18 protein-coding genes and 1 tRNA gene are annotated in these 24431 nt (G+C 33.2%); 8 read left to right on the top strand and 11 right to left on the bottom strand.

Translation table 11 applies throughout. The features are described from left to right. Positions 1 to 179: 179 nt before the first annotated feature. The 6 genes from AAGD53_RS05410 to AAGD53_RS05385 form a co-directional block, all read right to left on the bottom strand. Positions 180 to 1394, bottom strand: coding sequence for a DEAD/DEAH box helicase (locus tag AAGD53_RS05410; protein ID WP_341762491.1), 1215 nt, complete (start codon positions 1392 to 1394; stop codon positions 180 to 182). A gap of 432 nt (positions 1395 to 1826) precedes the next feature. Beyond that, entirely contained in the window at positions 1827 to 2036 is a 210-nt protein-coding gene (locus AAGD53_RS05405) for a cold-shock protein (protein ID WP_341751689.1), read from the bottom strand. 239 nt (positions 2037 to 2275) lie between these two features. Next, positions 2276 to 2980 carry a TraX family protein gene (locus tag AAGD53_RS05400; protein ID WP_341762490.1) on the bottom strand — a complete coding sequence of 235 codons (705 nt, stop codon included), beginning with the start codon at positions 2978 to 2980 and terminating at the stop codon, positions 2276 to 2278. 301 nt (positions 2981 to 3281) lie between these two features. Beyond that, positions 3282 to 4805 (bottom strand): murein biosynthesis integral membrane protein MurJ, encoded by a 1524-nt coding sequence (gene murJ, locus AAGD53_RS05395; protein WP_341762489.1) that lies wholly within the window; start codon positions 4803 to 4805, stop codon positions 3282 to 3284. 195 nt (positions 4806 to 5000) lie between these two features. Further along, a complete protein-coding gene (ppa, locus tag AAGD53_RS05390; RefSeq protein WP_341761391.1) occupies positions 5001 to 5543 on the bottom strand; it encodes an inorganic diphosphatase in 543 nt (180 codons plus the stop codon). Between the two features lie 4 nt (positions 5544 to 5547). Further along, positions 5548 to 7173, bottom strand: coding sequence for a class I SAM-dependent methyltransferase (locus AAGD53_RS05385; RefSeq protein WP_341762488.1), 1626 nt, complete (start codon positions 7171 to 7173; stop codon positions 5548 to 5550). A gap of 591 nt (positions 7174 to 7764) precedes the next feature. Between AAGD53_RS05385 and AAGD53_RS05380 the strand changes: the two genes are divergently transcribed. From AAGD53_RS05380 to AAGD53_RS05370, 3 genes are all read left to right on the top strand, one after another. Then, positions 7765 to 7839: transfer RNA gene (locus AAGD53_RS05380), tRNA-Gly, on the top strand. A gap of 204 nt (positions 7840 to 8043) precedes the next feature. Further along, entirely contained in the window at positions 8044 to 8571 is a 528-nt protein-coding gene (locus tag AAGD53_RS05375; protein WP_341762487.1) for a c-type cytochrome, read from the top strand. A gap of 328 nt (positions 8572 to 8899) precedes the next feature. Next, the gene (locus tag AAGD53_RS05370) at positions 8900 to 9373 is read left to right on the top strand and encodes an NfeD family protein (RefSeq protein ID WP_341762486.1); all 474 of its coding nucleotides are present in this window, start codon (positions 8900 to 8902) and stop codon (positions 9371 to 9373) included. 376 nt (positions 9374 to 9749) lie between these two features. On the opposite strand, the gene AAGD53_RS05365 is transcribed toward AAGD53_RS05370, so the two are convergent. Further along, on the bottom strand, positions 9750 to 10751 hold the full coding sequence (locus AAGD53_RS05365; protein ID WP_341762485.1) for a serine/threonine dehydratase: 1002 nt from the start codon (positions 10749 to 10751) through the stop codon (positions 9750 to 9752). 89 nt (positions 10752 to 10840) lie between these two features. Between AAGD53_RS05365 and lon the strand changes: the two genes are divergently transcribed. From lon to AAGD53_RS05350, 3 genes are all read left to right on the top strand, one after another. Further along, positions 10841 to 13180: an endopeptidase La gene (gene lon, locus AAGD53_RS05360; protein WP_341762484.1), complete on the top strand. Its 2340-nt coding sequence runs from the start codon at positions 10841 to 10843 to the stop codon at positions 13178 to 13180. 69 nt (positions 13181 to 13249) lie between these two features. Further along, positions 13250 to 13801, top strand: a complete 552-nt coding sequence (locus AAGD53_RS05355; protein WP_341762483.1) for a cytochrome b — start codon at positions 13250 to 13252, stop codon at positions 13799 to 13801. A 355-nt stretch (positions 13802 to 14156) separates the two neighbouring features. Then, positions 14157 to 15125 (top strand): LD-carboxypeptidase, encoded by a 969-nt coding sequence (locus AAGD53_RS05350; protein WP_410521127.1) that lies wholly within the window; start codon positions 14157 to 14159, stop codon positions 15123 to 15125. 281 nt (positions 15126 to 15406) lie between these two features. Here the strand turns inward: AAGD53_RS05350 and hemC are convergent, their stop codons facing one another. Further along, positions 15407 to 16309 (bottom strand): hydroxymethylbilane synthase, encoded by a 903-nt coding sequence (gene hemC, locus AAGD53_RS05345; protein ID WP_341762481.1) that lies wholly within the window; start codon positions 16307 to 16309, stop codon positions 15407 to 15409. Positions 16310 to 16368: 59 nt separating this feature from the next. Next, complete coding sequence (secA, locus tag AAGD53_RS05340; protein WP_341762480.1) at positions 16369 to 19101, bottom strand: preprotein translocase subunit SecA; 2733 nt, start codon at positions 19099 to 19101, stop codon at positions 16369 to 16371. 146 nt (positions 19102 to 19247) lie between these two features. Here secA and AAGD53_RS05335 point away from each other — a divergent pair, with 146 nt between their 5' ends. Further along, complete coding sequence (locus AAGD53_RS05335) at positions 19248 to 20093, top strand: peptidylprolyl isomerase (protein WP_341762479.1); 846 nt, start codon at positions 19248 to 19250, stop codon at positions 20091 to 20093. Positions 20094 to 20501: 408 nt separating this feature from the next. Here AAGD53_RS05335 and AAGD53_RS05330 read toward each other — a convergent pair whose 3' ends face one another. After that, a complete protein-coding gene (locus AAGD53_RS05330) occupies positions 20502 to 20972 on the bottom strand; it encodes a hypothetical protein (protein WP_341762478.1) in 471 nt (156 codons plus the stop codon). Between the two features lie 118 nt (positions 20973 to 21090). Continuing rightward, positions 21091 to 21672, bottom strand: coding sequence for a disulfide bond formation protein B (locus tag AAGD53_RS05325; protein ID WP_341762477.1), 582 nt, complete (start codon positions 21670 to 21672; stop codon positions 21091 to 21093). 367 nt (positions 21673 to 22039) lie between these two features. On the opposite strand from AAGD53_RS05325, the gene AAGD53_RS05320 reads away from it, so the two are divergent. Then, positions 22040 to 24217, top strand: coding sequence for a Sca4 family protein (locus AAGD53_RS05320; RefSeq protein WP_341762476.1), 2178 nt, complete (start codon positions 22040 to 22042; stop codon positions 24215 to 24217). The last annotated feature ends 214 nt before the right edge of the window (positions 24218 to 24431 follow it).

The raw sequence follows: 24431 nt of genomic DNA, 5'->3' as shown, positions 1-24431 counted from the left end.
CACTATTAAAATAGCTGCTGATCGTCTATTAGTGAGGAGTCGCGAAAAAGCGGTAACGCAGCAACCTAGGATACGCGAAGCGTTACTCTAAAAAAACAGCTTCGCTGTTTACCTAGATCGCCACGGCATCTAAAGAGCCTTGCTATGACGATTATAGAAAAATGTAGGGTACTATGATATTAGAATGCTTTATTATTTCTAGCAGAACCAGCATAAGGTTTTCTATCATTGTTATTACGAGGAAAATAACTTTTTTTGCCATTATGACCATTAAATGGTTTCCTGCGATTCTTACTTTCCCTCATATCTGCTCTTGAAGTAGTTTCACCTTGATTTATTAGGCGGTCAATAGCTTTCCATCTGATATTATCTTCTGGCGAAATGAATGATAATGCACAACCTGAGAGACCAGCTCTACCAGTTCTACCTATTCTATGCAAATAATCTTCTGGAGTCATTGGTAAGTCATAATTGATAACATGCTGTGTATGAGGTATATCTAAGCCACGAGCTGCAACATCTGTTGCCACCATGATCCTATGACGAGAAGAGCGAAATGATGAAATTACACGATCACGTCTACCTTGTGTTAAATCACCATGTATAGCTTCAGCTTTGTGATCTTCAAATTTCAACATTTTTGCAAGCTGATCAGCACCACGCTTAGTTTTTACAAAAATAATTATAGAACCATCACGTTCATTTAATTGCTTTATAAGCTCAGGAAATTTCTCTTTATCAGAAACACGCAAAGTTTCTTGTTTTATTTGAGATGCAGCCTTAGTAGTTGATCCAACAGTAATACGATGAGGATTAACCACGTATTTTTGCGATAATGCAATAATATGTTTTGGCATAGTAGCTGAAAACATTAAAACTTGGCGTTTCGCAGGTATATATTTATTTATCTCTTCTAATTGTTCTTTCATACCCATATCAAGCATTCTGTCCATTTCATCAAGTACTACCAGTTGGATAGTATTTAATTTTAAAGTACCACGAAGTAAATGATCTATGATACGACCTGGTGTGCCAATTATAACTTTAGGATTTACTTTTAGTTGTGTAAATTGTTTATGCATTGGTTCACCGCCTATCAAAACCGCACTAGGAAGTTTTATTTGAGTAGTTACCTTAGTTAAAGTATCACGCACTTGAGTAGCTAATTCCCGAGTTGGAACAAGTACCAAAGACATTGATTTAGTCTGTATAAAAGAATTGATTATTGGTAGCAAATAGGCAAGGGTCTTACCCGAACCAGTTTGACTAGAAGCTAGAACATCATTACCTTGCATAGCAACCGGTATGGCCTTTCTTTGAATTTCCGTTGGAGAGGTTATGTTCATGCGTTCAAGTGATATAATCACTTCATTTGGTAAATTAAAACTTTTCATTATATAAGTCCAATATTATTTATCTTAAATTAAAAATGCTCAAATGCTTTACCCCAATTCGGGGTAAGAATTAACTAATTCTTATCCCGAATTGTGGTACATCGAAGGTGTAGGGATGATACCTTAGGCTATTAAACCGATGTATTACATCTAATTCAGGTTAGTCAAAGCATTTGAGTAAACATATATTCTATACTTTAAAAGAATAAGTGTATGATTAAGTTCTTACGTTATAATGTGAGTTGTCAATTAATTGTATAGTAAAAAACTGTTGTATTATGTTCCAACAAAATTATAACTTTAACTTACAGTGAAACACTGAATTACAAAAAATAATCCATGAAGTGTATAAAAAGATGATACTACCCAAAATTCACTAGTTTAATAACCACTCATAAATTTTGAGTAGTTGCTTGTAGTTTTAAATAAATATTATTTTATTTGTAGATTAACAGCAGAAATTTTCCCCTTATTATCTTCTAGATCAAAGCCAACACTTTGACCTTCATTAAGATTACGGATACCGGCACGCTCTACAGCCGAGATGTGAACAAAAACATCACTCCCCCCATCGTCTGGCTGGATGAAACCGAAACCTTTGGTTGTATTAAACCATTTAACCTTACCTACTTTAGTAGCCATAAAAACCTTTTAGTATAGAGTTACTTATTTGAACTTAATTCGCAACCCTTCCGTAGAAATTAAACCAAATAAATCGATAGATACAAGGTTTTCATGCTATTAAAGAGTTAATTATTAAACTCAACAAACATGTTACTCTTTTTCTTAATAATTGTCAACAAGGGATAAGACAATTATGTGTAGATTCTATATTTTTCTTTGAAATATAGACATTTTAGCACAGTTTATTAACTGATTTATCAATTCTGTAAGTAGAATTTGAAAAATAAAAATTGTAAAATTGCTAGATGTATAGCATAGATATATAAAGCATTATGGCTTATAATCTGCAAATTTATAGCAATTTTTTGCTCAAAATTTCTTGCAACCATAAATATATATTGCAAAACTCCAAATATAACTACTATAAGTACATAGATATACGACAAGGGAAAAACAGCAATAGTATGCAGTACAGTCAAAATCATAGATATTGCAAGGGTAAGCCTAAGATTACCTAGATCATGTTTAGCTATATAGCCAAGTAACATGATAGCTAAACCTATGGTACCATAATCAACCAAGAACCAAGTGCAGAACCAAAGAGTCCCAAGGAAGACAACATGACAATAACCCTTATAGAAAAAATTATTTAGGCTATTTTGAAAACAATAAAGATAGCACTGACCTAGAAAAATAGGAATAAGTATGTTAGTTGTGGTGAACTGCTTAAATAATATAGTAGTAAAAATATGTAGTAGAACTCCGACTACAAGAATTTTAATTTTTGGTTTTTTATGAAAATTATAGCCAACAAAAAAGCAGAAAATAGGCATACTAATACGACCAATAACCCGCATTATCTCGTATTCAGGGAAAAAGTATAACCCTAAATGATCTATTACCATGGTTATTATGGCTATAGTTTTCAAAAAATCTTGATAATTAGATTCAGTTTTCATCATTAATATACTACTATGATTTCAAGAGTTGATAGACACCCCAGTTCAGGATAAGAATTAGTTAATCTTATCCCGAATTGGCTTTAATATTAGTAAATACACCTTCTCTACACGTCTATTAGTGAGAAGACCGTAAGGTCGACGAAGCAATCCAGTAACATCATTTATCTATAGATTGTTTCCTAGATTGCTTCGCTTACGCTCGCAATGACGTTTTATTTCTGATTCAGCTAAACATCGCCAAAGTAAGGAAAAATGTATTCTTAAAGCGGTTTTGCGAATGCATTTTAAACCTTTCTATATATTATTTTGGATAAAGTCTAAAATAATAAATCATTAGAAAAAACGTCATCGTTCCAGATAAAATTGTGGCTGCCAGCATAAAAGTTTTTACTAATAACAATTCGGAATAATAATATTCAGAACAATAGTGCTTAATCACCCAAATTACTAGTACCATTATTACGCAGCTGAATAAAATCTTGCCACAAAAAAAGTATAATTTTGAATCAATGAAAGAATGACCATACTTCTTTGTATATATATATAACAACCAAACATTATACCAAGCGGTAATAGAGCAGCCAAGAGCGATACCAAGATGACCATATGGTTTCATCAGAACGATATTTAATATAGTATTCACAGTAAGAGAATATAATGTTATTTTTAAAGGAGTTTTCGTATCACTATTAGCATAAAATATAGGCATCAAAATTTTGGCAAGTATAAAAGCTGGTAAACCAAGGGCAAAACCGGAAATAGCTTCAGCAGTTTTAATTGTATCAGCATAAGTAAAAGCTCCACGCTCATATATTACATGAATGATTGATTCTGATAAAGCGATAATACCGAACGCAGCTGGCAAAGATAATAAAAGTCCAACTTTAATAGCATTATTTTGAATCCTTGCTGCTTTTTCTAAATCATTCATTTGGTATGTTTTTGATAATTCTGGTAATAATATAGTGCCAAAAGTTACCCCTATTATAGATAAAGGAAATTGGTATATTCTATCTGCATAGGATAATATTGAAATTGTTCCTTCGATGAAGCTAGCTATTGATTGCGAGATAAATAAGTTAAGTTGCTGAAATCCAGAGCTAATAGTCGCTGGACCCATACCAAACAAAAACTTTTTTACATCTTTATTACATGGGTCAAAAACTAGTGGGAATGATAAACCAACCCTAATTACACAAAAAAACATAAAGATAATTTGTAATAACCCAGCAATCAACAAAGATAAACTAATCGATATAGGAGTAGATATATGTTCTTGTAATATTACTGTTGTAATTATAACAGTAATACTTAAAATGATCGGAGAAAAAGCAAAAGCTGCAAATCTTTTTACTGAATTTAAAATTCCCCCTAGTAAAGCACTTACCGAGATAAAAATTAAATATGGCATGGTAATGCGACACAAAATAACTGTCAAATTAAACTTGTCTAGATCTTCATGAAAACCAGGAGCAATAATGAACATTAATGATGGCATGAAAATCTGCATTAACACTACCACACTCACTAAAGTAATAAGTAAAATAGTAAAGATAATGCCAGTGAAATGGCGTGCTGCTTCTCGAGATTCTATGAGTTTTGTATTAAAAATAGGTACAAAAACGACTGAAAGCGCCCCTTCCCCAAAAATACGCCTAAATAGGTTGGGTAATTTAAAAGCAACATTAACACTATCAGCAATATTACCAGCACCAAATAATGAAGCAATGAATAATTCGCGAGCCAAACCAAATATACGGGAGATTAAAGTAAAGACAGATACTATAATTCCAGAACGAAATAATGTATATCCTTCGCCTTTCATTTAAGCCGCCTCGATGTTATGTAAGCACTGTTCTTCACCTTATCGTTTTCGGTCATAAAGCAAATGCCAATTATTGATTTTCTATCTTATACTATTTCCCAAAACTAAATTGCTACTCGGAGTACGAGTGTCGAGCACCGGAGCGTACAACTAGTACGTGAGGAGCGGAGATCATGAAGTACGACGACGTGATGATTAGTTTTCGGAAATGGTATTAGTAGATACCCTTAATATACCTTCATTAATCAACTCCTTAGCTTTTTGAGCATTTTCCCAGCCAGTTACCTTCACCCACTTACCTTTCTCTAGATCTTTATAATGTTCAAAAAAATGTACTATACGTTGTTTCAACATCGGGCAAAGATCATCTAAATCTTTTATTGAATCAAAAGTAATATCTAGTTTAGAGCTAGGCACAGCAATAATTTTTTCATCCAATCCAGATTCATCTTCCATCATTAAAACACCAATAGGGCGTGACCTAATCACAGAGCTAGGTATGACAGGATAATGTGATACAACCAATACATCTACTGGGTCTCCATCCTCTGATAAGGTATGCGGAATAAACCCATAATTACATGGGTAAAACATAGCAGTTTGCATAAACCTATCAACAAATATTGCTCCTGATTCCTTATCCATCTCATATTTTATAGGACTATCTTGCATTGGAATCTCGATAATCACATTTATCTCTTCATGACCGACTTTGGTCTTAATTTTATCAACTAACATCACTTTACCCAATTAATAAATAATTTCTTTTGCATTTTTGCAAGCAAACATCTACATAATGACTAATAAATGGCTTTAAAAGGTTTTCGTCGCTTATCTTACCATTTTCATTAGATGCCACTAATACTCCAGAAGCAAATTTTTCAAATATTTTTTCTTCAATCTGCTGAATAGAGTTGTGTCCATCTAATAGCTCAATAATATATTTTTCATGCAATTGCAATGGAACAACAGCATTAACTCGATTTGTCACAAACAAATTAGTTGAGTCTAATTTTTGAGCTTGATATCTTGCTAAATCACTTACTTTTGGTTTTGCCGAGATTTCATATACTGACTGAGGTTTTGTTGCAAATATTTGTACGTACCCTTGTAACATTAGTTTTATAATTACACTATCTAATTCTGCTCTAATATCTTTAAGCTGTAATTTTTCTAATTTTTTCATAGCCAATTTACAAATTTTATCCAAAGTCAAAGGATTACCAATATTATCAGCATAAACATAGAAAACTGCCTTTATTATAGGAGAAGACGTTGAAATATTAGGGGATTCTGAATTATTATTATAATGAAATCCTAAACTTTCTACTGTATTATTCATATCCACTTCATTTTCAGGTATTACTGGTATAATATTAGCAGTAGTATAAAAATCACTTAACTTACTTGGTTCAATTTTCCTATCTATAGTGACATTATTGTGGCATAACAAAGTAGTCCTAAATTTACGATTAGTGATAAAATCCATATATTGTTCGGTTCTAACAATATCATTTATCGCTTGTAATTGCTCTGCAGCCTTGGCAGGTAAATTACCGACAAACATCGCAGAAAGTGCAGAATCTCCAAGATAATTTAAATTATGTTTTCTAGCTGTACTTATGAATTCATGGAAATAAAAAGCTGTATTTTCTTCTCCAAGATATTCATGTAGTAAATATGAATCATTTGTAGTTTTAAGAAGTTTAGTTTCGTGTTGTAAGAATTTAGAATAAGAATTATCTGAACCTTCTAAAGAATCATTAACAAAATCTAATAATAATCTAGCTTGTTGTATTTTACTATGGTTGTCAGTAAAGGTGCTACTGTGAAACATCATCATATCTCTGATAGTTTTTTGCATATTCCAGCCTGGCAGAGTATTATAACTAATAAAGGCAATACCGTTAGGGTTTAATAATTTATTGCAAATTTCAAAAATCTTGTCCTTAACTATAGTAGGCACCCAGGAGATTACTCCATGGCAAATTATATAATCAAACTTACCAACTGACTCATCAAGATTTAGTATAGATAAGTGTTTTAGTTCAATATTTTTAAGACCTAAACTCTTAATTATTTCCATGCCATTAACAATTTGGACATTTGACAAATCAATTCCTAAAGAATAAGATTTTGGGTAACTTTCAGCAAAGTCAATTATATTAGCACCTTCAGCACAACCAAGCTCAAGTATCCTAGCGGTCTCTATAGCAGGAGGTTTCATGTTAAATAATAGACCAATAGTTCTTAAATGTTCCGGCCTTGTATAAGTAAAAGGAAAACTTTCATAAGGAAAATCATCATAATTAATATTATTTGTTTGCTTTTCTAACAAACTGTTATTAGGATTGTTTTTTTGCCCCATAATTTGCTCCATGATAAAAGTAATAATTTCTAGTGGATTTAGTTATTTTAAGCAAGGATTTTCTACATTTCTGTAGGGTAATCTAATTAACCTCAAGTATCGATGTAAAAAATTAATAGTAGGCTCAAGTAATCATTGCCATTAGGGATGATGTCACCCCACAACTGTTGAAAGTTAAAAAATCGTCTATTAGCTAGGAGACCGTAGGTCGACGAAACAATCTATATGACAAGCTTCATGGATTGCCGCTACAACTGTTGAAAGTTAGTAAATACAGCTTTCCTATGCGTCTATTAGCGAGGAGGCTGTAAGGCCGACGAAGCAATCCAGTAACATCATTTATCTATTAGATTGTTTCTTGGATTGCTTCGCTTACGTTCGCAATGACGCTGTGGTGTAGGTATTTGTAAACTTTCAACAGTTATGGAATGACACCCTGGGCTATTAAACCGATGTCTTACATCGAATTAAAGGTTAATTAACAGTATCTACGATTAAAATTAAATTTCTTTTTATGTTATTTCTTCTTGATCTTTTTACAGTATTTCCTTATATTCATGACTTGTTTTTATATAAGTGAGCCTTTTAAAAGCGGGTGTAGCTCAGGGGTAGAGCGCTACCTTGCCAAGGTCGAAGTCGAGGGTTCGAATCCCTTCACCCGCTCCAGTATAAAAATGGTTCTAAGATAATATACTGTTCGTAAATGAAGAGTTGGTAGACGATAGTATAACTTCAAGAAGAGCTAGGAGTGTCAAAGTCGAGCTGCTAGGCGTACATTAGTACGTGAGCAGCTTCGATCTTTGGTCGCGGGAACGCCAATTCTTGAAGTTCACCGAGTATACATATTCTCTCTACGGAGACGACCTAAATATGTCTGGAATAGAATTAAATAAAATTGTTGCTTCTATTTTGTTAGCCAGTTTAATTGCAATGATGGTAGGGTTTATAACAAATATTTTGTATAAGCCTGTTTTACATCCTGAATCTCGAGGTTATAGTGTAGAAGTAACAGAGGATTCTCATAGTGACCTTGACGCTAAGGTTGCCGTAGAAGCACCAGTGAATATAGAAGAATTGATGAAAACTGCTAATGCTGAAGCAGGAAGGGAGATAGCAAAAAAATGCCTAATGTGCCATTCTCTTGATAAGAGTAAAGCTAATAAGGTTGGACCACATCTATGGAATATCGTTGGGGCAGAAAAAGCTAAAGCAGAGAATTATAAATATTCAAGTGCTTTATCCAGTAAAGGGGGAATTTGGGATGAAGAAAGTTTATTTCATTTTTTGCATAAACCTAGTCAATATATACCTGGTACAAAGATGACTTTTGCTGGTTTAAATAAACCTCAAGATATAGCTAATGTTATAATGTTTTTAAAGACATTTGTTCATGACTAAATTCTCCTTGGAAGCTTGTTATATCGAAACAATTAGATTTGAGATAGCTCTGCATCTGATTGTTAAATCATGTCTATTAGCGAGAAGGTCGTAAGCACAACTGTCGAAAGTTCGAAGGTATAGCGGGTTTTAGGCAGGGCAGTTTAAAAGTTGTATATGGTCAACGTCATTGCGAGAAGACCGTAGGTCGACGAAGCAATCCATAAAAGTAACCAAAAATGGATTGCTTCGTCACTGCGTCGCAGCTCCTCGCAATGACGCTAGGCTGTTTTCCCTATGACTTTTAAATTGCCATGCGTAAGGTGAGTATATTAGTTGAAGGTATCCTATGATCCTATCTGAAATTTCAATAGTAGAATGGTGGTTGATTGCTGGCGTTATTTGTATAATTATAGAATTTGCTAACATTCCAAATGTTGGTTTTTTATTTTTGGGTCTAGGTGGAGTATCTACTGCAATAATATTAAACAATTACCCGGGTCTTTTAAAATACCAGTATATAATTTTTGGCTTTGCTTCTTTTATGTGGCTGATTACCTTATGGTATCCGCTAAAATTTTATGTTTACAAGAAATATGATAAGTACGAATATTCTGATATGGTTGGTAAGGAAGTAGTGGTATACAGCAATAAACTTCTAGTAGGGGAAACAGGACAGGTATTGTGGTCAGGAACTATTATGAATGCTAAACTCAGCAAAGATACTATCAAATCAGTACATAAAGGAGATCTACTCCGCATAGTACAAGTTGATGGTAATGTGCTTATATGTACTGTAAAAAATGGGAGTGTTACGAACTGATTTTTTTTTGTAATTTTGTTGTCAAAATGTGTTGTTAAAATTTGCTTTTGCTCTATAACAATCGTCTGTGTATGCGAAGCACAACTGTTGAAAGTTAAAAAATCGTCATTGCGAGGCGTCTACTTAAGAGCGTAATGATTGAATATGTATAAACAAATTAAACACAGCCGTCATAGCAAGGCTCGTCAGATGCCGTGGCGATCTAGATAAACAGCGAAGCTGTTTTTTAGAGTAACGCTTCGCGTATCATGGATTGCCGCGTCGCCGCTTGCAGCGGCTTCTCGCAATGACGGTTTAGGGCTTGCAAAGCTCATCGCGATGACGATTTTTTAATTTTCAACAGTTGTGCTTTTTGCCCCAATTCGTGTAAACTAGGTTACATTAATGGGCTTGGTAAATTAGATAGATAGTTCCCCTTCCAAAGCTCCTGATAAAGAGCAGGATCAATGTTTCCACCTGATATAAGTACTAAAACTCTCTTAGGTTTTGATTGTCTCTTTAACCAATCAACTACTCCAACCATATTTAAAGCACATGATGGTTCACAAGCAATTTTTAGTAAATGCGTTAACCAAGCGGTCCAGTAATATATAGAATGTTCATCAGCAAGAAAGAAATCATCAAGTTTATTTAGATAATTAAATGTACGTGGTGAAACTGCTAAAGTACGCAAGCCATCTGCTATAGTATGTGGTGAATTAGCAAATCTGTATATTGAACCTTGCTGAATAGATAAAAAAGCATCATTCGCATTAACCGGCTCTGAACCTATAAGCAAGCTGGATGGAGACAGTAATTTTTTTGCTAAATATGATCCAGAAAGTAATCCACCTCCTCCACAAGAAGCAAAAATAGCATCTGGGCTAAACCCCAGTTGTTGCAAGGCTTCATAACACATAGTACCAGCTCCAGCTATACTCGAATCACTATCAGAAGGATGCAAATAGTAGAAATCATTTTCTATGTCACCTTTTGCCCTATCTTCTGCCACTTGCCTAGTATCGGTCAGTATAACCTCTGCTCCGTAATATCTTGCTGCTTGTTGTTTAATTGGAGAAGTATCTTTGGGCAAATAAATTCTTGCATTCAGATTAAGAATTTTTGCTACCCAAGCAAGACCAATTCCATGATTACCTGTACTATATGCAACAATTTTATCTAGTAAACGATTTCGTTCTTGTAACTCTAATAAATGGTTTAATACCCCTCTAACCTTGAATGCTCCAGTTTTTTGCAACGATTCTATTTTAAAGAAAATTTTATGCCCCAGCATTTCATTTAAAGTTTCAGACTGGACTATTGGAGTCAAATGAAGATATTGTTTTACCCTATTACTTGCTATTGATATTATATTTGGAGATTGAGGTGATAAATGCATATACAAAATAAATGTAGCTTGAAATCCAAGCACGGCAACATTATATAGTTAACAATCCCTTTAGTATATAAATTTTTCAAGGTTTTAGTATGACAAATAAAGAAAAATTACCCCTACTCGCATTAAAAGACATGGTGATATTTCCCGGCATGGTTGCTCCCATATTTGTCGGTAGGACAAAGTCTCTAAAAGCCTTACTGAATACTAAATCTACAGATACTAATAGATATATATTATTGGTGTTACAAAAACAACAAGATCAAGACACTCCAGATATTCAAGATCTTCATTCTACAGGAGTAATTGCTAAAATTATACAAACAGTAAGGTTACAAAATAATGCAAAAATTCTTGTTGAAGCAATGCAGAAGGTTAAACTTCATAACATAACTAATAAAGAAATGTTTGAAGCTGAATATAGCATACTACAAGATGAAGAGGTAATTGATGTGGAAGCTTTAAAAGTTTCTACGTCAATTGTCATTGAGTTATTTATGAAATATACCAAGAATCATAAAAAAATTAATCCAGAAATAATAGAAACAATAGCTGATGAAATAACCAAAGATCCGACAAATTTTAGTTATATTACTAATGTGCTAGCCTCTTATCTGACTGCACCATTACTAATAAAACAAACTTTATTAGAAGAAACAAAACCTCAAACACGAATTAAAACTATAATAGATACATTGACATCTAGTATGGCTCAAATGGAAGCAGAACAAGCTTTACAACTACGAGTAAAAAAACAAATTGAAAAAACTCAGCGTGATTATTACTTGCACGAACAAATGAAAGCTATACAAAAAGAACTCGAGCAGGATAAATCTGACTTTTCTGATATAGAAAAAAAGATTAAGACCTTAAAACTTTCAAAAGAAGCAAAAGAAAAAGCCGAATCAGAACTGAAAAAGCTAAAGCTTATGAATCAAATGTCAGGTGAATCCTCAGTTGTTCGTAACTATCTTGATACAATATTAGCTATGCCATGGGGAAAATTTGATAATAGTAAAACTGATATAAATAAAACTAGAGAAATTTTGAATCGGGATCATTTTGGTCTTGAGAAAGTCAAGGATCGCATCATTGAATATTTAGCAGTATTACAACGCTCTAAAAAAATTAAAGGACCTATACTATGTTTAATTGGTCCTCCAGGAGTGGGAAAAACATCACTGGTCAAGTCAATTGCTGAAGCAATGGGTAGGAAATATACTAAATTTGCTCTTGGCGGCATTAGAGATGAATCGGAAATTAGAGGTCATAGAAAAACATATCTTGGTTCTATGCCAGGAAAAATCATAAACTTAATTAAAAAAGTTAAAACTAATAACCCTGTTATGTTATTAGATGAAATTGATAAAATGGGTTCTGATTTCCGAGGTGATCCAGCATCTGCTTTACTTGAAGTTTTGGATCCTGAACAAAACAGCCATTTCGTTGATCATTATTTAGAAGTAGAATATGATTTATCAGAAGTAATGTTTATTGCAACAGCCAATTCTTATAATTTGCCAAGAGCTTTACTAGATCGTATGGAGATCATTAATGTTTCTGGTTATGTTGAAGAAGAAAAATCACAAATTGCTAAAAATTATTTAATACCAAAGCAATTGAAACTACATCAAATGAAGAAAAATGAGCTAACTATTGATGATGGAGCAATTTTAGAGTTAATCAGATATTATACCAAAGAATCAGGGGTAAGATCGCTTGAAAGAGAAATTAGCTCTGTTACAAGAAAAATATTGCAAAGGATTCTGAGTAACAAAGAAGTAAAAAGCATATCAATATCATCTGAAAATCTTGAAGAATATTTAGGTGCTAGAAAACATAATTTTGGTTTAGCTGAGAAAGAAGACCAAATAGGCAGTACCACGGGGCTTGCTTATACAGAAGTTGGCGGAGAACTATTAACCATTGAAGCATTGTCATTCCCTGGAAAGGGAGATATTAAAACTACAGGCAAGCTTGGGGATGTAATGAAAGAATCCGCTCAAGCAGCTTATAGTTGTTTCCGCTCTAGAGCTAATAATTTTGGACTGAAGTACGAAGATTACAAAGACCTTGATATCCATTTACATGTACCGGCTGGTGCAATTCCAAAAGATGGGCCATCTGCTGGATGTGCAATATTTACCACTATTGTTTCACTTATGACCAAAATACCAGTCAAAAGAACTGTGGCAATGACTGGAGAAATTACCCTAAGGGGTACAGTGTTACCAATTGGAGGACTAAAAGAAAAATTATTGGCTGCTAGCCGAGGTGGTATACAAACAGTATTAATACCTGAAGAGAACATCAAGGACTTAAAAGATATTCCACCGAATATAAAGAATAGCTTGGAAATTTTATCAGTGTCAAATATAGATGAAGTACTAAAATTAGCTTTAGTGAATAATAATTTTACAGTTGCTAACTAAAAAAATATTAACATTAAGATAGAAACTTGAATATACTTAAAATTATTTATCTATGTTGTAGGTTTGAATATGACTGTTAAAAACACTGAAGATTCCTATGGTTTAGTTACACAACTTCTACATTGGATAGTTGGAGTTATGATAGTGTCAATGATTATAGTTGGTTTTTCTATGCAAAACATAGAAGATCCTGTTGTAAAACAGCAAATTTACGCCTCCCACAAGGCTATAGGCGTGATGGTATTATTACTAGTATCCATAAGATTACTATGGCGTTTAATTAATATCAGAGTAATCTTACCAAGTGATTTACCAAAATGGCAAAAAAATGCCGCTACCTTAAATATCAATATACTCTATCTTTTAATGTTTATAATGCCAATCAGTGGTGTGTTAATGACCATTCTATCAGGTCGTAACATTGACATATATGGACTGTTTACTATCACTTCATTCATTCAGAATGCATTATTTGCCAAAATATTTTACAAAATGCATGAATTTTCAGCATTTATTCTCTGTGCTTTAATTGCTCTGCATACTTTAGCTGCCTTTTATCACCATTTTGTAAGAAAAGATGATGTATTGAAGAGAATGTGGTTTAACAACAGAAATAATTGAAAATATAAAGAATTAGGCAGCTTTTGGAATTGCTGCATATAACTATGTATAGTCCTCTATAATATAAAAGTATTGTGGATAAGTTTGTGAATAAAAAATGAATAATCATTTTGTAAAATCCATGTTTAACTTAATTTTACGTCTTATTAATAAACAAATATATTACCATAATTGCTTAAAGTATTGATTAAATCTTATTAATATCTTAATTGTAAATAGAAAAAATATTGATGCCATTGACTAATTTTTACTTAGTGCATAACTTTTATCGTGTATAATCAAATTAATTAATTAATGATAAAATTCAGACTATAATATAAATTTTTCAAATAAGGTTATTATGTTACCAATTCGTATAATCCTCCTACCAGTTGTTTTTATGTTATTATCAGCATTCTCGAATCTAGACTTTAACAAAAATAATAAGGAATTTATTAGCTTATTGAAAGATACAAAAATTGCTGTTGTTGCTCCTGCCTCAGGGGCAAGCAGTGAATTATTATCTAATTTAAAAAATATTACTTCATTAAAACTAGATATTCCAAATAGTTGCTTTGGAGGAAAAAGCTTATTCCATTCTGCCGATGATAAAACAAGGTTATCGTGTTTAGAAAACGCATTACTGGATCAATCAAATGACGTAGTATGGACACTTCGCGGGGGATATGGTTCAGCAAAATTGATTCCTGACTTACAACGCATGAAAAAACCTATAAAGGAAAAGTTTTTTATAGGATTTAGTGATATGACGGCTTTACATATTTTCTTTTCTCAAGAATGGGGATGGAAGACAATTCATGGTAACGGAATCATTGAAATATTTAATCCAACAAGAGATCATCAGAATTTTATAAAAATAGCAAAAATAATTTCTGGTAAAGAAACTCTAGCTAAAATTAAAGGGTTATCAGCAATCAACCCTGTTGCAAAATCTAGCAAAATTGTTACAGGTAATCTTACTGGTGGTAATTTAACCATTGTACAAACATCTATCGGTACATCATGGCAAATAAAAACAGCAGATAAGATTCTTTTTTTGGAAGATGTTGACATAAAACCATATCAGCTAGATCGTATTTTATATCATTTAAAACAAGCAAGGCTGCTAGATCGTGTAAATGCTATAATATTTGGGACTTGTGGAGGTGATGGTAAGAATATCATTACTGTTCTTACTGATTTTGCAGCAACCTTAAAAATTCCAGTATTTAAGACTAATAGGTTTGGTCACGAGCAAATTAATGATCCAATTATTTACAATACTAGTACAAAAATTATTCCTTCTAATGATAACCAGTTCGAATTAATAATGAAATGCTATTAAGAATAATTCTAAGTTAACTCAAGAAGGTTTTAGCCTATAGTCAATTGAAGAGAATTGAGTAGCAGGAGCGATGGAGCGACACCTATATATACTCGATGAAAATCAAGAATTGCGTTGTCGTCTTCAGGGATCGTAGGTAGCCACGTACTAATGTAGTACGCCTAGCACCTCGACCCTTTGACTCCTGCTACTATCATGATTTTGGTCTTCGTCTATCAACTCTTCATTTACGAGCAGTATATAATAGGCGAGGGATCGAAGACGACGTTACCAAATTCTCCTCAATTCACTATAGCTAACATCAAAGTTTTTGCAGCCTGTATGCCAGAATTTTTGCAATCTTTTGGATTAGAAATGTCACTATGAAAAACTATTTTACTACCGTCAAAATCAGAAAGCATAAACTCTGTAAGAATATCATTACCTATATACGTTGAATAAGCAGCTATAGGAGTTTTACAATCTGCATCTAAATATTCCAAAAATGCCCTTCCAGCTTGCATTAGTTCCCATGTTTCAAAATGGTTAATTTTATTACATATTTCTTGCATTTTATTATCATTTTTTCTTATCTCTATCGCTATAACACCCTGTCCTACAGGTGGTAACATTTCCTTTGTCTCTATTAAGTGGCAATATTGTGTATCAAATAGTCCTAATCTTTTTAAACCACTATAAGCTAAAATAGTTGCATCAACATCACCTTGCATTAATTTTTTTATTCTTGAATCAACATTTCCTCTAAAAGTAACAATTTTTAAATCAGGTCTTTTTCTTTGTATTAGGATTTTTCTACGCACTGAAGATGTACCTACCTTACTAGCAAAAGGCAGTTCTTCTATTGATTTATAATCTAAGCAGACAAATACATCCCGTGCATCTTCTCTCTCAAGTACAGCACATATCATCAATTCTGACGGTAGTTTGCAAGGTACGTCTTTTAAGGAATGTACAGCTAAGTCAATTTCGTCATTTATAAGAGCATTTTCTATTTCTTTTAAAAATAAAGCTTTGCCACCTATATCATACAGATTTTTATCCTTAATCAAATCACCAGAGGTAATTATTGGGACTATTTCACAATTTATGTTTGGGTAATGAATTTTAATTTGGTCGACTACTAAATTTGTCTGTACTAAAGCCAAAGGACTTCTTCTTGTACCTATTTTTATTACTTTCTTCATAGAAGCTAGCTATTTTCTCAAATGCAGATCCTTAAATGCAGATATTTAAATTGCCCTGCTTATTCATTACTTCCGTGACAATATTTATATTTCTTGCTAGAACCACAGGGACATAACTCATTTCTAGCCACTTTTCCCCAACTTGATGGGTCTGATTGTACTCTATCCTGTGGATTGACTTGAGTTTTGATGGTTTTAAGTTGAGTTTCAATACTAACACCAGCATTATATTTATGAAAAGCTGGGTCCTCCCTAGTTTCTCGCATTGTCTTTTGAAGTTTTTTATTTTCCAAAGACATTGACTCTTTTTTAATATGGCTAGTATCCATATGGAGATGACAAACTCTTTGGATAAATAATTCCTTCAAATTATCGAGCATTTGTTCAAATAAATTGAAAGCTTCTCTTTTATACTCGTTAAGAGGATCTTTTTGGGCATAAGCTCTTAGTGATATACCTTGTCGTAAATGATCTAAATTATGTAGGTGATCTTTCCATACTTGATCTAAAGTTGTTAGTAAAATATACTTAATTGCGTCATTCATTAAGTTAACGCTATATGCTTCATATTTTGCTTGGTACAAGTCATTTACCATTTGTACAACGTTAGATACCACCTGTACTTCGGTAACATCAGCTTTTGTTATAGATTCATGCTGTAGTTTTATAGCAAAAATACGCTGCAACTCTCCTGTTAGAGCATTTATATCCCAGTCTTCTCTATAAGAACTAGGCGGAATAAAAGTTAATACCACTTTTTCCACTAGTTCTTTTGTCATGTTGGTTAAAAAATCATGTGCATCTTTTGACTTAATGATGTCACTGCGCTGTTCATAAACTATCTTACGTTGATCATTCATAACATCATCAAAACGTAATAAATTTTTACGTATTTCGTAATTATGTCCTTCAACTTTCTGTTGAGCTTTTTCAAGTGAACGACTAATCATAGGGTGATGGATTGCTTCACCATCTTTTAAACCTAACGTTCTTAAAACTCCGGAAATACGGTCTGAGGCAAAAATACGCATCAGATCATCTTCTAAAGACAAGAAAAATTTTGTATTGCCTGGATCACCTTGTCTACCAGCTCTTCCTCGTAACTGGTTATCTATCCTACGACTCTCATGCCTTTCAGTACCTATAACAAATAATCCTCCAGCCTCTATTACACGCTGCTTCTCTTCAGCTATCTGCTCTTTTATTTTTACTATTTCTAATTCATATTGCTCTTTTGCTAGGTTCTTTAGAGATAGTTGTTCTATTAGCATTTCTGGGTTACCGCCAAGCATAATATCTGTACCACGACCTGCCATATTTGTGGCAATAGTCACAGCCTTAAATCGTCCAGCTTGAGCTATAATAAATGCTTCCTGCTGATGAAATTTTGCATTTAAAACATTATGATTTATTTTATTTTTGGTAAGTAAGTTAGAAATTTCTTCAGATTTCTCTATACTAACCGTTCCAACCAAGACAGGTTGACCACGATCATAACATTCTTTTATTAATTTTAGGATAGCTTCATATTTATCTTGTTTACTGCCATAAATCTCGTCATCATAATCAACTCTAGTAATTGGATTATGGGTAGGAACAGCAAGAACATCAAGATTGTATATGTCTTTTAGCTCTGCAGCTTCGGTCATTGCTGTACCAGTCATACCTGATAATTTGGGATAATTCCTAAAATAGTTTTGGAAAGTAATAGAAGCTAAAGTTTGATTCTCATTTTGAATTTGTACATGCTCTTTTGCCTCTAGTGATTGGTGTAACCCTTCGGAATACCGTCTACCTTCCATAACGCGTCCAGTAAATTCATCAATAATCATAACTTTTCCATCGCGTACTAAATAATCAACATCACGATTGAAGAGGATATGAGCTCTTAATGATTGATTGATATAATGAACCAAACTTAAATTTTCAAAATCATAAAGGCTTGAATCTTTTTCAATAAGACTATTAGCTACAAGCATTGATTCTACATGAGTTATACCATTCTCAGTAAGATTAACTGTCCGTAATTTCTCATCTTTTTCGTAATCTTCATCTTTAAACTGACGAACTAATTTATCAATTGTGCTGTATAAATCCGAGCGATCGTCTACTGGACCTGATATAATTAGCGGAGTTCTTGCTTCATCAATTAAAATTGAGTCAACTTCATCAATAATAGCGAATTTAAAAGGACGAAGTACCTTAGAATCTTCACTATATTTCATGTTATCTCTGAGGAAATCAAATCCAAGCTCGTTATTAGTTGCATAAGTAATATCTGCTCTATAAGCGTTACGTCTATCATCATCACTGATACCAGCAGTGATACAACCAACAGATAACCCTAGAAAATTATGAATTCTTCCCATCCACTCAGAATCACGTTTTACTAAATAATCATTTACCGTAACAACATGTACCCCTTCACCAGTAAGAGCATTCAAATATGCGGGTAATGTGGCAACTAAAGTTTTTCCTTCTCCTGTACGCATTTCAGTAATCATACCACGGTGCAATATCAATCCACCAATTAACTGAACATCAAAATGCCTCATCCCATAGAGTCTTTTTGAAGCTTCCCGTACAACAGCAAAAGCTTCATAAGTTAAGTCATCTAATGACTCACCATCTTTTAATCTTTGCCTAAATTGCTCTGTTTTATTTCTCAAATCATCATCAGAAAGTTTTTGTATTGAAGGCTCGAGCAAATTAATTTTTTCAATTTCTAAAGATAGTTTTTTTATACTTCTATCATTTGCTGTGCCGAATAATTTTTTAAGTAAAGAAAGCATTTATATCCTAGATTCAAATAGTAAATATCCTGTAAAATATGATATTTTATGATATTTATCAAACAAATTGTAAATAGCTGTTGACGTAGAAGGGTTATCCTTATAAAATCCAGCTATCATAAACAATATATAATAATGGATAACAAATGAAAAGAACAACTATAATTTTTTTAGCTGCTAGTTTACTTGCGAGTAGTGCTTTTGCTGATGAAGATAAAATTGTTGCTACCTACAAAGGTGGTGAAGTAAAAGAATCACAGGTTATGCAACAATTCCAACCTTCTTTAGATACCCAACCAAGTGCTAAAGGAAAAAAGTTTACTGATTTTGATGCGAATATACAGGAAATGTTAGTAAAGGGCTATATCGATGCAAAATTGCTTGAGCAAGAAGCCAAGAATTCTAATATTGAATCTTCAAAAGAATTCCAATCTAAGTTGAATATCGTAAAAAACCAATTGGTTCAGCAAGAATTGATGGAGCGTTATGTAAAATCTCATGTTGATGAGAAAATGATTAATGCTGAATATGATAAATTAGTTGCTAGCCTAAAAGGAAAAGAGGAAGTAAAAGTAAGTCATATTTTGGTTGCAACTGAAAAAGAAGCAATAAATGTACAAAATAGACTTAAAAAAGGGGAAAAATTTGCTAAGCTTGCTAAGGATTTCTCAAAAGATGAAGGGTCTAAAGCAAATGGTGGAGAAATAGGCTATATTACTTCTGGACAGCTAGTACCTGAATTTGAAGATAAAGCATTATCAATGAAAGTAAATGAAATCTCTTCTCCAGTTAAAACCCAATTTGGTTGGCATATAATTACTGTACTTGATAAAAGACCTGCACAAATACCTTCTAAGGAGGAAGCTACTGCTAGTATAACCAATCAACTTAGTAGAGATGCTATATTAAAGTATGTTGCTGATCTTGAAAGTAAAGCTGATATCAAAATAATGTTACCAAAGTCACAAATAACAAATGAGACTAAAAAATAATCTAACACTTTAATTTGATGTAAGATATTGGTTTAGTAGCCTATTGTGTCATCCCACAACTGTCGAAAGTTTAACAAACGTCATTGCGAGGAGACCGTAGGTCGACGAAGCAATCCATATGACAAGCTTCATGGATTGCCGCGCTCACGTACGTTCGCTCGCAATGACGGTTTAGGGCTGACAACGCTTCTCGCAATGATGTTTGTTGAACTTTCGACAGTTGTGGGTGTCATCCCTGCTAGGGTTAATGTCATTCCCGCGAAGGCGGGAATCTAGACCCCGCACTGAAGCAGGGGTGACAGCACTTCTATTATTATAGCTAGAATCTCCTTGGGTTAACTATAAAGATAGCTCCGGACACTAATGAACCCACGCAGGAATCAATCCGCCTTGGTAATATTTTACTCCTCAACGTGTCTTTGACGACCCCTCGAATGCTTTGCTAATCGCTTTACCTAGAGCTTCTACTGATTTGCTAAAGTTATCATATGCTTTTCCACGTTCTTTTGCAGATTTACCAATAGATCCTATTAAAGCAATAGTAGATTTTAAAAAATCGCCGAATTGAGTGATCACTTTTGGGGTTTTCATGTCTTTCATAAAATTATCTTTGAGATTATGTAAGTCATCAACTATTTCAGCAAGATTTTGTGGACTTGGCTTAACCCCTATTTTTCCTTCTATCTTCCGCAAAGTTTTTGCACTTTCTGGGCTTACTTGAGCAACTTTAGAGTTAATTTTTTTAAATCCATCTCGGAGTTTGTCCATTATCTCATCATCAGTTGGTACAGCATCAACAAATTGTTCTACCTTTTGCTCTACCTTATCTGCTAATTTTGCTGCCCCTTTTTTTACTTTTTCTACAAAGCTTTTTGACATTGTAGCCTCCATTTATTGGTTATTATTAAAAATTTTCATGATGTTCTATTATAATAATATAATTAAACTTCTTGAATAGTTATCTTTTTTAAACATAGATCTAATAAATTAAAATTACTTAACTACTACCAAATAATTGCTGTAAATTTTTCCATTCTAAGTAAGTTGTAGGATCGCTAGGACATATGCCAAAACCACATTCAAAATAAGTTGCAAACACATTAACAAGAGTGATAATTATCAAACTAATCTCAATTAATGTAGGTACAAAACTAGGATAAAATTGTAGTATACTAAATTTACTTAGAATAAGGCTAATTATAGGAATTATAGACATTAATAGGATTAAAGAAAAAGAAATTATTGCTGACCATGTATAAAAATGTAACCCAAGGAAAGTATTACCATATCCTAAATCATGGGGTAAAATATGCAGCAAAACCTGCCTAAGCCCTACCATCAGCGTGTAAATACTAGAGATGAATATAATCATATCATATTTCCAAGAAGGATTATATATTATGCTAAGTAGTGCTCCAAGTCCGATAGCAATAAAACCGAATCTTTGTAATAAACATAAAGGGCAGGGTAGTTCATAATAAAAAAATTGGAAAATAAAGGCTACGATATTTGTTACTATACATAAAATAGCAATAGCAATATATATAATTATTGTAGGTCGGCTTGAAACTGGGTTCATAACAAATTAAAAAGAGATATTTAAGTGGTCAGTAGCATGTAAGTAAAAATAGATATTAGCTATTAAAAGATTAATATAAAATAATGGTATGATAAAATTATAGCTCTTTTGGCTATCTCTATGCCTATTAATTGTAAAAACATAAAACATTAAAATAAATATCAAGATCATAATTACCGTTACTTCCGCTTGTTAGAGCTTAGTTTGCCTCTAGGCAAAGAAAATGTCAAGATATAATTGCGTATATGCTTAGTGCTAATATTATTTATGATATAATTAAAGTGATGGACTCTACTTTTTTAGTTGCTTTAAATAAGAATATTATCTAGCATCAATATAATTAGAATTTAAGAATAGGGTGGTAAAAATGAGTAAGAGTGAAGAGAAAAATCCTAGAGAGTATTTTGATTATTATACAGACTTGATGATTGAAATAGATAAAGCTGGAGAAAAAGTAGATATTCAGGCAAAAAATGATCTAGTTGAACATGAGGTCGTTGATCCTCTATTTAACCACCTACTCGAAATTCCAAATAGAGTTTTGGAAAATCATTATATTTCAAAAGAACTCAAGGTTGTTGTAGTAAATGATGTATTAGATGGTTTGGCTGAAGCAATCAAGACTAATGCTGATGAATGTAAAAAGATAGGGGAAAAGACTAAAGATGAGTTAACTGAACAAGATAAGTTAACATTTAATAAATTTATAGTGTTTGATATATTAGCTGACAAACTGCAACAATCCATGCAGAGTAAAAAAACTCTTGGTGGTTTAGAAAAATATGAAGATAAGTTGCAGGCAATCATTGCTTCTACTAAAGAAGAACCTGCTCAAGAAGAACTCGCTCAGGACGTTTTTGTATTGCAAGGTTCTGCTGAGGAAAATCTTAGAGAATTAGAAGAGCATTCTGAAGGTCCTTCTTTTGACTCTATCCGTACCTCTTCTTTTTCTGCTGCCGATCTAGATGTTGACCCTATAACCCAAGCAATTAGGAATCAAATCTTAACCAAGCAGAGGGAGCTAATAGTTGAAGCTCTAGTAAAGAATAATATAGCAAAACTAGAAGAAATTGGAGATATAACTAAATTTCGTGCGTACTGTGAGAATGAAGAAAACAAAGAGAAAATCAGTGAAGTTCTGAGAGGAGTTGAGTTAAAAAGAGCTTTGGAACAAGTCGAAATTGCCGGCTACAAGAATGTTCATACTCAGTTTGCAGATAGATTTAGTACTATGGAATGGAAGGATGGAGTTGGAGGAAGTGCTAATGGTATTACTACTAAAACGCAGATAGTACGAGATGCAAATGGTAACGAGATTGCTACATTAACAGAAGCAACACATCAAATAAATCCACCTCAAACAGTGCAAAAAAGTGATGGTACTCCAGTAGAAATTAAAAATTATAGGACGATAGATTTTCCGATAGAACTTAATGATGGTGGTCCAATGCATTTATCGCTAGCGGTAAAGGATCAGCATGGCAGAAATATTGCTGCAAGTAAGGCTGTATATTTTACGGCTCACTATGATGATGATGGTAGGCTAATCGAGGTCAGCTCACCACGTCCAGTTAAGTTTAATGGAACTGGCTCTGATGCAGTTGGGTATATAGAACATGGTGGACATATCTATACCTTGCCAGTAACGCAAGAAAAATATAAAGCAATGATGCAAGAAGTAGCCAAAAACAAGGGACATGGCGTGGATATTTCACAATCTATCGATACACTATCTGTGGACCGTATTATAACTTCCCCTCAGAAGACTGAGGAGTTGGGTAGAACAAAAGAGGCTGTGGTTTCTCTTGCTGACACGACCCAAGAGGAAGAAGTAAATGCAAGGGGTAATATTCTAGATAAGCCTCTTGATGCCCTAGATCCCACACCTGTTCTAAAACCAGAAAAAGTAAATGTGAAAGTAAATCCAAGGGGTAATATTATAGATGAACCTAAGCCCACTCTTCAGAATGCCCCCGTTCTAACACCAAAAGTAGTTGATAATGTTCGTACAGCTAGCAGATTAGTTGGGTCAAAGTCTGTTAAGGAAAGTGCAAAAGAGGTAGCACAATCCCTTAGGAAGAACCTAGCAACACGGGTAATTCCATCTCGAAAAACCAATGTTAAGATTACTGCACAAGCAGAAGAGATATATAAAAATTTGCAAAAAAATGCACTTGAAAAGCAGAAACAATATATCAATGAAGAATTAAAAAAATTATCAACTCCTCAAGAACAGATAAAACTATTAATGGAATTAGCAAAGGTTGAAGCGGATGGAAGGGGAGAAAGAGTTAAAGAAATTGGTTCTGGAGGAGAGAGAGAAGCGAATGTAGGGCAGGTTAGATTAAGAACAGAAGAGAGGATAACAAGTATAAATGGATCTCCTAAAATGGGATACCAACGGCAAGGAGAACATGTTAATGTTAAAGATGATGTAAATTTACAAAAATTCCTAAATGATAGAATTGTTGAAATTAATCAAGAATCCCAAAAGTCAGCTCTTGCTTTTAAAACTCGGAAGGTAGGAGGTCATGGTTTATCCTAATTTACTTTAACTTAAGTTTTATGTAAGCAGCAAACAAAATGCTACGCATTATGTAAAAACACAAACTATTAGAACAGTTTGTTAGAAGACATCGGTTTAATAGCCTATTGTGTCCCGATAGCGAACATTCTTTCTGTAGATTTAACGTAAATAAGCGGGTTAACATGCAATTTACAGAAAAAATGTTACGCTATCAAACTATATAATTATTAAC

It is taken from the genome of Candidatus Tisiphia endosymbiont of Melanophora roralis, assembly GCF_964026575.1.
In the GTDB taxonomy this organism is placed as follows: domain Bacteria; phylum Pseudomonadota; class Alphaproteobacteria; order Rickettsiales; family Rickettsiaceae; genus Tisiphia.
Note: the sequence above shows the minus strand (reverse complement) of the source record. Positions and strands in the feature narration are given on the sequence as shown.